Source organism: Acetobacter fabarum (genome assembly GCF_022483405.1).
Classification (GTDB): Bacteria; Pseudomonadota; Alphaproteobacteria; order Acetobacterales; family Acetobacteraceae; genus Acetobacter; species Acetobacter fabarum.
Window position 1 is genome coordinate 1,854,926 of the sequence record NZ_JAKVNI010000001.1, and the last position, 10,075, is coordinate 1,865,000.

Below are 10,075 nucleotides of genomic sequence, written 5' to 3' on the forward strand. Positions count from 1 at the left end.
CGAGCCGGGGCTGTTCCAGCACCCGGCCTGGTTGGGTTAATGCCCGTATTGCGCCTTTAACACCGGTGCAAGTTGCTGGGCGAGAAGGATGTCGGCTTCCTTGTCCACATCCACCGCCGCGCGCCCATCTGATAGGGGAACCAGCTCGGCCTGTGCGCTGGTAAGGGCATAAATGCGGGCATACAAGGCCTGCGTGGATAGCCGCCCGGTTACTGCGCGAAGCAGAACGCCCAAGCCCAGAGTCCATGCGACCCGCAGCGGGTGTTTGCGGTTTTTTTCCACACTGCGCCACAGCTCGGCTACCCGGGCCGAAACAGAGGTTTTGAAGTAAAACAGATTGCAGCCGGAAAAAACCATGTCCGTCAGGCGGATATAGGTGCGCTTGGTCTGGGGTACACTTTGCTGGATGCTGCTCTGGGTGGCAACGCCAACGGCAATATCGGTTTTATCGGCAGCAGTGCGGAGCAGTTCCTCCACCCATTCAGGCTGGAGCAGGGCATTGTCTGCTGTGGTCACCAGCAGCGGGGTGCCAAAATGTGCAAGACTGTCCAGCACGCTGGCACTTGGCCCTTCGGGGCGGGATGCCACAACCTGTACATCGTCTGGCAAAATCCCGGCCAGAATAGCCGGGTCTTCCAGACAGACGACAATACGGGTAACGGCGGGCACGGCCTGCAGGGCGTGAACCACCCGCACAACCATTGGAACCCCATCAATGGGCAGAAGTGCTTTGTGTGAGACACCACCTGCAACAGCAACGGGGTCCGGCTTGCCGGGGCGTGTTCCGGCAAGCACCAGAGCGGTAATGGCGGGAGCCGTGCTCATGCCGCGCGTTTCTGGTCCGGGCGCGCGCCATCGGGCCGGTCGCGCGGGGGAGCGCCGGTCAGTTCCATAACCCAAGGGTAGCGCGAGGCCTGTTCAACATCATACCCTAGATTGAACACGGTCGGGCTGCGCGGGCGTGCTTTGGCATCCACGTAGTAGGAGCCCAGAACCCGGTCCACCACAAAGCTGGTAATGCCAAAATTACCATCTTCGTCATGGAAGTGGTGCAGCACGTGGCGGGCTTTCATGCGCTGGATCCAGGCTGAACGAGGTTTGTAGTTCAGATGTTGGATGCAGTGGAAAAACTCGTAAATGCAGGTAATGGCAATGCCTGTGCCCAAAGCCGCGGCGGCCGTGGCAACGCCACCGATCAGGTAGCCAATGGGCAGGGTGATTACGGCAATGGTGGGTAGGGTTGTAACCGGCGCACCAAACAGAACATCCAGCAGGTGCGGGTCCTGATGGTGGTCAAAATGGATACGCTTCCACAGTCCGGCGGTCCATTTGTTTTTATAAAGCAGGTGCCCGTGCAGAACGTAGCGGTGCAGCATGTACCACACTATGGGGTAGACAAACACCACGGCCAGTATGGCGCTGAGTGTTTTGGGCCAGCCTGCAAAAAAATGGGCAGAGACAAACGCACTGGCAAGGGCAAGGGCAAAGTACAGCAGAATGGTTGGATACGTCAGATAGGCGATCCACAGCTGCCGGAGATCCATTTTACCCAGGTCAAAACTGCGACCAGTCTTGAGGGAGGGGTTGTTCAGAGTTCCGCTCATCGTGTTTCGTTCCTCAGGAGCACAGTCAGTGCCCCCAATGTAAAGATGATCAACGTGGGAACTGTTGCAACCGGAGGCGGGAGCAGACCGGCATTACCCATAGCCCGCAGCAGTCCCTGTACAACAATAAACAGCAGCCCAGCGCCCAGACACCATACTGGCAACCAACTGCGTGTCCCCGTTCGTGGAGGGATATAGATTACTGGCATTGCGATCAACAGCAGAACCAGCAGAGACGCCGGGCGCAGGAACCGCTCGATCAGCCCCGCCCGGAGGAAACCCGGGCTGGAATCCGAGGCAAGCTGCCCGCGTAGCATGCCAATAATGGTTGCGGTGGACAGCGGCGCATTGCCCGAAGACAGGCGAATAAAATCCCGCGGCGCCAGAGTCGTGTGCCATGGCATGTCGGCCTGATGCTCCAGACGGTCCACCTTCTGGTCCCTGAGGTTCACGTCCAGCCCTTCCACGTTGTAAAGGGTCCAGCCGTGTGCGCCGGTGTAATGGGCCGTTTGTGCGTGCAGGGTTTTGTTCAGCATACGGTTGGCATCGCGCATGTACACGTCAACCGTGCCCAATATGTTGCCGCCATCGGCCACGTGGCCAATATGGGTCAGGCTGGAGCCTTCATGGAACCAGAAGGAATGCCCATCCTCGGGGGTGGGGTCGGTACGATTCCACCATGCGGCCAGAGCCTGCTCGGAGCGGGGGGTTACCTGATCATCTAACACAATGCCTGCCAGCCCGATCAGTAACGTTGCGGGCACCAGATATTTGTATAACCCGAGCGTGGAGAGCCCAGCTGCACGAAGAATGGCTATTTCGCTGGCAAGGGTCATTTGCGTCAGCATAAGCAGCGCGCCAATGAGCGTGCTGAGCGGGAGCGCGCCAGACAGCAGGAAGGGCAGGCGCATACAGGCGTAATTGAAAATCCCCAGAATACCCAGATGCCGCTGCAGAATGGGGGTTGTCTGCTCCAGCAGTGCCAGAATTTCCAGCAGGCTGACCAGCACGCAGCTGCAGAACACCACGCGAAAAAGCAGTGCCCCGGACAGGTAGCGCAGCAGAACATAACGCGGGTTGGGTGAAGGCTTGCTCATATGCGGTTTTCTTTATGCCTGCCGGGTTCTGGCTGGCTGTGCCCAGCGGGCACGCCAGAGGAGGAATGTGCCCGAGCGGTAAAGGAGCAACGCCACGCACAGAACGATAAACACAAGTGCTGGTGCCCATATGACCAGTACAGAGAGCTGCCGGGTTGCAACCATGCTGTGCCCGAACTGCAGGATATGGTCGAAACCGATCATGAGGATAAAAGCAATGGGCAGGCCCGCATTATTGCGCTGGCGCTTGCGGGCCATGGCCAGTGCGGTTGCAAGGAGCGGAATAAAGGGAATGGTCAGGCTGCGGGCAAGGCGGAAATGCAGCTCCGACCACATATGCGGCCGCGAGATACTGCCGTCCTGGCGAACAATCTTGCTGATCAGTTCGGGGGATGTGAGCTCGCGCTCATCGTCCCCACGTTCGCGGAAGGGCGTGGTCTGGGAGGCATGGGTCAGGTAGCGGGTGGAGTGCTGGAATGTTGTCAGGCTGGGAGGTTTGTCACCCGAGTCCGAGACAATGATGCCATCCTCCAGATCCAGTTGCACGGTGCTGCCATCCGAGGCGATGCGGATGTGGCCCTTGCGGGCGGTAATGTTCCGTTCCTGATGGTCTGACGTATCGTGAATAAAGACGTTTTTCAGCTCAGACCCACTTTGGGTCACGTCCTCGGCAACAAGTGTGAGGTCGGAGGAGGGGCGGGCAAACATGCGTGGTTGCAGGCGCGGGGACCAGCCGGTGTGGCTGGCAAAATAGAACGCGGCCCGGAAGTCATACCGTGCATGGGGCTGGATAAACCCGTAAAGCAGGAAGGAAATAACACCCAGCACTAGCCCCAGATGGATATAGGGCCGCGTGATTCGCAAAAGGGAGAGGCCGCTGCTGTTGGCGGCGTCAATTTCCTCATTCTGGCTCATGCGGCGCATGACGGCAAAAACCGACACGCAAAGAGCGGCCGGTATGGCCAGCCCCAGATAATGGGGGAGCAGGGTGGTCAGCAGTTCAACAAACGTGCGTAAATTGTTGTTGCCTTCCGCCAGCAGGTTAAACAGAACCAGCAGGCGCTCGAGCAGAAGCGCCGTCATGACCACGGCCAGAGCAATGGTAAATGGCGGAATAACCTGATTGATCAGGTAACGATCAAGCGTTGTGGGCCGGAACCGCTGGAAAAAGCGGCGGATGGCGGGCGCGTTCAGCATGAAAAATGTCATACTGCGGTTTTTGGTAAATGGCGATGCCGTGAGTAAACTCTGCCTGCCTCACTGTCGTGCATAAAACCATCCGTACCAAGTGCCCTGCGTTGCACGGTAATATCCCATGTGGCGGGCTGGGCGGTAATGGTTATTTGGTTCCAGCCAGCGGTTTTCTGGGGGCTGCTGGCAATATGGGATGCAGACGTTGTGCCAATTACAGGAATGGAGGTGCCCGGAATGGTGCAGGTCGTGGCGCGGTGGGAGTGCCCGTGCAACACCAGTTCCGCGCCTTCGCGGCGCAGGATGTCCTGTAGCATGTTCAGGTCCGTCAGGCCCTTGCGGTTCTGGACCAGATGGGCGACCGGCGGGTGATGGAGCAGCACAACGCGGCATAACCCGGACTCGCCGAGTGTTCTGAGCGTCTTACCCAGAAGTTCCAGTTGCTGGTCCCCCGTTCTGCCTGTTGCCATGAAGGGGAGGGAGGGCACTGCCGTATTCACCCCGATCAGAGCGACATGGTTCTGAACAAGAACGGAGGGAGCCTTGCTGTTCTCCCCCATATGGAGCCACGGTGCCCACAGGGCGCGTTTTTCCTGATTTTTTTCCCGCACCAGAGCCTCATGGTTGCCCGGCACAAGCAGCGTGGGGGGGAGGTTCTGCTCCTTTAGCCAGCGTTCCGCCGCACGGAATTCGGACAGGAGGCCAAGATTGGTCATATCCCCTGTAAGAGCGACCAGCGTGGGGTGTGCCTGCTCAATGTCCAGCATGACCTGCAACAGGGGGGCCGGAGCATGCAGGTGCCTGCGGCGGTAAAACCAGCTCAACAGGCTTAATACGCGTTTAAAACGCCATTCCCGCCAGGTGGGCAGGCCAGCCAGAGGCAGGTGCGGGTCGGAAAAATGGGCAAGAAGAACGCTGGCCAAGAAAATTAGGTCTCCAGTCGGGGGCGTTGCCAGCGTACAGTATGTGACAAGCGCGCTCTGGCTCTTTATACCACTGAGCCGAGCCGGGGCAAAAGCACCGACCTGTAACTTGTGCATTATAGAGTACGTGAGTGCCCGATCATCTAGCCCTTATTTATAATCCGTTCAGCCGTAAAAACCTGAAGAACGGCCCGGACTATCTCCAGAGTATTCAGGCGTTGCCCAATGTCCTGTTTTACGCACCAGATACACACGCCGCATTGCAGGGTGTTGTGGAGGATCTGCGTACGCGCAGCCTCTCCTGCATTGTGGTGGATGGCGGGGATGGTACGGTTGGCAAGGTGCTGAGCGTTCTGCATGCCTCTGGCTGGCCGCCGGAGGAGTGGCCACCTGTTGCGGTTATTCCATCGGGCAATACCAACCTGATTGCGGCGGATGTGGGGTATGGCAAACGCGGGGCGGAGGCGTTGCGTTGCCTGCAAACCGAACTACGGTCCGGGCAGGCCATACGTAAGGTCAAGCAGCGCCACCCGCTGGTTGTGCTGCGCACGGGGTACGAGGGGGCTGCGGTTCTCGGTTTTTTTGGGGGTATGGGGGCTTTTGGCAGGGGCATAAGCATTGCCCACCAGCCTGCGGTGCTCAAACGTTATGCGCACGACATGGCGGTTATAGCGACTTTTGTCATGACAGTTATGCAGCTTTTGCTTCCTCGCCAGCGGGATGGTTGGCTGGCAGGGGCCGCAGCCCGGCTGACATACGATGGCAAAGCCAGTAGCGTGCACAACCATTTTATGGTGCTTTGCACGGCGCTGAACACGCTGCCCTATGGTGTCTGGCCGTTCTGGCGTGCCGGTGGTGCGCCGTGCAATGGCATGCATTATCTGGACGTGGCGGCATATCCGCCTTCTCTCATGCGGGCTGTGTGGACCTTGCTGCGTGGCAAGGCTCCGGAATGGCTACGCCGCTCCACTGCTTACCAGAGTGGTGCCGTACAAACCCTTCAGATGCAGACAAACGAAAGTTTTGTGCTGGATGGCGAGATTCTGGAGCCGGGCGACAAGACGGATTTTACCATTCAGGCAGGCCCGCCCGTTTCCTTCCTTTATGCGTAATGGCTGACACACATGGCTAATACCGAGCAGACAACCCGCAGGCAGGCCGTTGGCCAGATCACACATATGCTGGCGCAGGAACTGGCTCTTCCCGTTGCTCCGGAAGTGACCCGGTTTGTGGAGCAGATGCTGGGTCATGTGCGACCTCTGGGCGTTCTGTTTTATGGCTCGGGGCTGCGTGCTGGTATTGATGAAGACACGCTGCTCGATTTCTACATTATTGTCAGCCGGCAGTCAGACTGGCCGCGCTCTGCTCTAGCCTGCATGGCCAATGCGGTGTTGCCACCCAATGTGGAGTATCAGGAACTCAGGGTGGCAGGCCGTGCCATGCGCGCCAAAATTGCCATTCTTACCCTGGCACAACTGCATGAGCTGACCGGATTTTCCACGTTGAATACCACGGTCTGGGCGCGGTTCTCCCAGCCTGTCAGGCTGGTCTGGAGTAACAACGCACAGGCTGCGCAGGCCATTACCCACTGCATTGTGCGCGCCAATGTAACGGCAGCAAAATGGGCGGCCCTTCTTGGTCCGCTCAAGGCTCCATACAGAGCATTCTGGGATGCTCTGTATGCCAGTACCTACAAAGCAGAATTACGTGTTGAAAACGGGCAGCGGAGCAGCAGTCTGGTTGATGCCAATCTGGCGCGGTATGAGCATAGTCTGCTCCCGTGCTGGCAGGCTGCGGGCATTCCGTTTGAAGCGGAGGGAGGGGAGGTTTTGCCCTTGCTCACTGCTGAACAGAAAAACAAGGCCCAGCGCCAATGGCGGCTCAGGGCGCGGTTGGGGCGTCCGCTGAACATCCTGCGTCTGATCAAGGCGGTTTATACATTTAAAGGAAGTGCCCGCTATGCCGCGTGGAAAGTCCGGCGGCATAGCGGAATAAACATTCCCCTTAGCCCATTTGCGGAAAAACATCCGCTACTGGCTGCTCCGCCAGTGCTGTGGAAGCTCTGGCGGCAAGGGGCCTTCAGGCAGGGCGCGTAATGTTACGCGGCTTCTGGCTGGAGCGGTACACCACATTCCACGGCAGCCTGACCAAAAATGGCAAGGGCCTGGTCAATCTGTGCCGCTGTATGCGTTGCCATAACGGAGCAGCGCAGCAGCGGGCGTGAATCCGGCGTTGCCGGAGGCAGGCTGAGATTGACGTAAACCCCAAGCTCAAGCAGCCGGTTCCACATGGGAATGGCCTGCTCAACCGTTTCCAGCGTTACGGCAATAACCGGGCTGACCCGCTTGCTGGCGTTAAGGCCAAGCTTGGTAAAGCCAGCATGCAGTTGGGCAGCATTGTCCATAAGCTGGCGGCGCAGCTCTGGCTGGGCAATCATGTCCTCAAGGGCTGCCCCTGTTGCTGCAATCACTTCCGGGGGGAGCGAGGCAGTAAACATGTAAGGGCGGCAGTTCAGGCGCACGAGTTCCAGCTCAGGGTGGTCAGACACACAGTAACCGCCAACCGTGCCCAGACTTTTGGAAAAAGTGCCAACAATAAAGTCAACATCTGCTTCCACGCCTTCGGCTTCGGCCGCACCGCGTCCATGCTCGCCCAACACCCCAAAGGAGTGGGCTTCGTCCACCATAAGGTATGCGCCGGTTTCACGCTTGACGGCGGCAAACTCGGCCATCGGGGCCACGTTGCCGGTCATGGAGTAAATGCCCTCCACAACAATCAGCTTGGCGCTATTGGGCGCATCCAGCCGCTTGAGGCGCTTGTACAGATCGTCCGGGCTGTTATGGCGGAAGCGGATAACCTGCGCTGCACTCAGGCGGCTGCCATCATAGATGCTGGCGTGGCTGTCGGCATCCAGAATCAGATAATCGTCTTTCCCGGCCAGAGCGGAGATCATGCCAAGGTTGGCCTGATACCCGGTGGAGAACACCATGGCGTCCCGCCGTTTGAAAAAGTCGGCTATCTTGCGTTCCAGGTGGCGATGGAGCGACTGTGTTCCATTGGCAATGCGGGAGCCGGTTGTGCCAACACCGCAGGTTTCTGCCGCTGCCTGCGCGGCCTTGATGGCGCGCTCGGACTGGCTGAGACCCAGATAGTTGTTGGTGCCAAAGAGCAGGGTTTCACGCCCCTCTATAATCCCAACAGTGGAGGAAACCGGCTTTTCAATGACAACGGCAAACGGATTGCGCCCGCCAGCCGCGACAACAGAGCCCAGAGCGCCCGCAAGGCCCTCGAATTTGGAAAACAGTGACGTCATCCACGCTTACCCTTTGTTCTTCAGGTCAACAATGCAGGCGGCCAGATCATTGATCGTGCGAATATCCGCCAGTTTGTCGAGCGGAACAGAGACGTCCAGACTATCTTCCACTTCCATGACAAAGTTCATGACTGCGAGAGAGTCAAATGCCAGATCTTCCATGATCTTGCAGTTGCCGTCGATGTCGCGCGGGACTTTGGGATTGGCAAGAAGCTTTTGGATGATCAGCGCGGAAACGCTTTCAACGGTTTCGCTCATGTCGGGTCCTTCATCCTTTATGGCATTTATATCAAGCCGAGCTTCCGCCCGCTGTGGCCGCCTTATGAGAGAAAAAACCAGATTTGACTAGCCTCTCACTCACAGGCGACTTTTCTCCCGTGCTTCAGGCGACTTCGGGCTGCTGGGCAAAAGCACCGTTCACATACATTGTGCGGGCTTTGGCGCGGGTCAGCTTGCCAGAAGAGGTCTGCGGCAGCGTATGAGGGGGAACCAGCACAACCATAACATCAACCCCATGCAGCCTGCGGAACAGGCTCGCCGTTTCGGCGCGCAGGGCTTCACGGGCTTCGGGGTTGGTGGTGCGGCACTGGATCAGCGCCACGATTTCTTCATGGTTGTCTTTTTCAAGGGAAAAAACAGCCACGTCGCGGCTACGCAGGGTTGGAATGTGGGTTTCTGCCGACCATTCCAGATCCTGCGGCCAGATGTTACGGCCGTTGATGATAATCAGGTCCTTGGCGCGCCCTGTGACCACAACCTGACCATTGAGCATGTAACCCAGATCACCCGTGTTCAGCCATTTATCCTGATCCAGCACCTGCGAGGTTTCTTCCGGCATGCGGAAGTAGCCGGACATAAGGCTCGGACCACGGACGTAAATGGTGCCAACCTCACGGTCTTTCAGCACAACGCCATCCGGGTTGCGAACTTCCATGGCATGCTTGGGCAGCACCTTGCCGCATACAACAAAGGTGCGCGACGGTGTGCTGGAATTTGCCGGAGCCTGCGCAATTCCTTTGCTTTCCAGCAGGGGCAGGTCAACCGTATCTGTTTCAATTCCGGTGTCGAGCGGGACAAAGCTGATGGCAAGCGTTGCTTCGGCCATGCCGTAACTGGCAACAAAAGCTTTGGCGTTGAACCCGGCCGGGGCAAAGCGCTCGGCAAATTCCTGCAGGATATGGGCGCGGATCATATCGCCACCAATACCCGCAACCCGCCAGCGGGACAGGTCCAGCCCGGGAGCGGCAGGGCGGCGGGCGCACAGCTCGTACCCAAAGGATGGGCTGTAGGCGATGGTGCCGTGGTTACGGCTGATCAGGTCAAGCCAGACATGGGGGCGGCGCGCAAACTCACGCGTTGGCAGCAGGTCAACAGTGAGCTGGCATGTCATGGGGGTCAGGAAAAAGCCCACCAGCCCCATGTCATGGTAAAGCGGCAGCCACGAAACGCAGCGATCTCCGGTTTCGCGGACCTGCAGCCCGTCATGCGCAATGGCAGCCACATTGGCCATACCCGAACGCTGGGAGACACAAACCCCCATGGGGAAGCGGGTGCTGCCAGAAGAGAACTGAAGGTAGGAAAGTGCATCGGGGTCCACCGTGCCCAGTTCCATATCCGGCACAGGGCGGGCCATCAGTTCGCTGGGGGAGCCAGCAAAAACCAGACCAAGGCCTTCTACAATGTCATCAGTCCAGCCTTCAATAATGGCCGGAATAACGACCGCGCTGGCCTGCGCACTGGTGATCATGCCACGCAGGGTGGTCAGGTAAGCATCCTTACCACCAAATGCGACAGGCAGGGGGAGGGGCGCTGCAACAAGGCCAGCATACTGGCAGCCAAAAAAGATGCGGGCGAAGTCGCCATCGCTTTCCGCAACAATTGCCACGCGGTCACCAGCCTGTAGCCCCATGCCAAGCAGGCGCTTTGCGGTTTCAATAGCCTGTGTCC

Annotated in this window: 10 protein-coding genes (1 of these 10 only partly in view); 2 read left to right on the forward strand and 8 right to left on the reverse strand. The window is 58.4% G+C overall.

Translation table 11 applies throughout. The features are described from left to right. Positions 1 to 36: 36 nt before the first annotated feature. The 5 genes from LKE65_RS08670 to LKE65_RS08690 are packed head-to-tail and all read right to left on the reverse strand — an operon-like array spanning position 37 to position 4,815. On the reverse strand, positions 37 to 825 hold the full coding sequence (locus LKE65_RS08670) for a nucleotidyltransferase family protein (protein ID WP_278741009.1): 789 nt from the start codon (positions 823 to 825) through the stop codon (positions 37 to 39). After that, the gene (locus LKE65_RS08675; RefSeq protein ID WP_165925454.1) at positions 822 to 1,604 is read right to left on the reverse strand and encodes a sterol desaturase family protein; all 783 of its coding nucleotides are present in this window, start codon (positions 1,602 to 1,604) and stop codon (positions 822 to 824) included. Before LKE65_RS08675 ends, LKE65_RS08670 begins: the two co-directional genes overlap by 4 nt. Then, positions 1,601 to 2,701 (reverse strand): LptF/LptG family permease, encoded by a 1,101-nt coding sequence (locus LKE65_RS08680; RefSeq protein ID WP_278741011.1) that lies wholly within the window; start codon positions 2,699 to 2,701, stop codon positions 1,601 to 1,603. Before LKE65_RS08680 ends, LKE65_RS08675 begins: the two co-directional genes overlap by 4 nt. Positions 2,702 to 2,713: 12 nt before the next feature. Then, positions 2,714 to 3,910, reverse strand: coding sequence for an LptF/LptG family permease (locus LKE65_RS08685; protein ID WP_086645408.1), 1,197 nt, complete (start codon positions 3,908 to 3,910; stop codon positions 2,714 to 2,716). After that, positions 3,907 to 4,815 carry a metallophosphoesterase family protein gene (locus LKE65_RS08690; RefSeq protein WP_278741012.1) on the reverse strand — a complete coding sequence of 303 codons (909 nt, stop codon included), beginning with the start codon at positions 4,813 to 4,815 and terminating at the stop codon, positions 3,907 to 3,909. The genes LKE65_RS08685 and LKE65_RS08690 overlap by 4 nt, the downstream gene beginning before the upstream one ends. 131 nt (positions 4,816 to 4,946) lie before the next feature. Here LKE65_RS08690 and LKE65_RS08695 point away from each other — a divergent pair, with 131 nt between their 5' ends. Continuing rightward, the gene (locus LKE65_RS08695) at positions 4,947 to 5,927 is read left to right on the forward strand and encodes a diacylglycerol/lipid kinase family protein (protein WP_278741014.1); all 981 of its coding nucleotides are present in this window, start codon (positions 4,947 to 4,949) and stop codon (positions 5,925 to 5,927) included. A gap of 12 nt (positions 5,928 to 5,939) precedes the next feature. After that, positions 5,940 to 6,911 (forward strand): hypothetical protein, encoded by a 972-nt coding sequence (locus LKE65_RS08700; protein WP_408744056.1) that lies wholly within the window; start codon positions 5,940 to 5,942, stop codon positions 6,909 to 6,911. A 2-nt stretch (positions 6,912 to 6,913) separates the two neighbouring features. On the opposite strand, the gene spt is transcribed toward LKE65_RS08700, so the two are convergent. The 3 genes from spt to LKE65_RS08715 form a co-directional block, all read right to left on the reverse strand. Further along, positions 6,914 to 8,128, reverse strand: coding sequence for a serine palmitoyltransferase (gene spt / locus LKE65_RS08705; RefSeq protein WP_086645405.1), 1,215 nt, complete (start codon positions 8,126 to 8,128; stop codon positions 6,914 to 6,916). 6 nt (positions 8,129 to 8,134) lie between these two features. Next, the gene (locus tag LKE65_RS08710) at positions 8,135 to 8,386 is read right to left on the reverse strand and encodes an acyl carrier protein (protein WP_025826198.1); all 252 of its coding nucleotides are present in this window, start codon (positions 8,384 to 8,386) and stop codon (positions 8,135 to 8,137) included. Between the two features lie 124 nt (positions 8,387 to 8,510). Beyond that, positions 8,511 to 10,075, reverse strand: partial view of a fatty acyl-AMP ligase gene (locus LKE65_RS08715; RefSeq protein WP_165925458.1) — the 3' portion only. It continues 202 nt past the right edge of the window; 1,565 of the gene's 1,767 nt are visible here — the last part of the coding sequence; its start codon lies beyond the right edge, outside the window; the stop codon is at positions 8,511 to 8,513.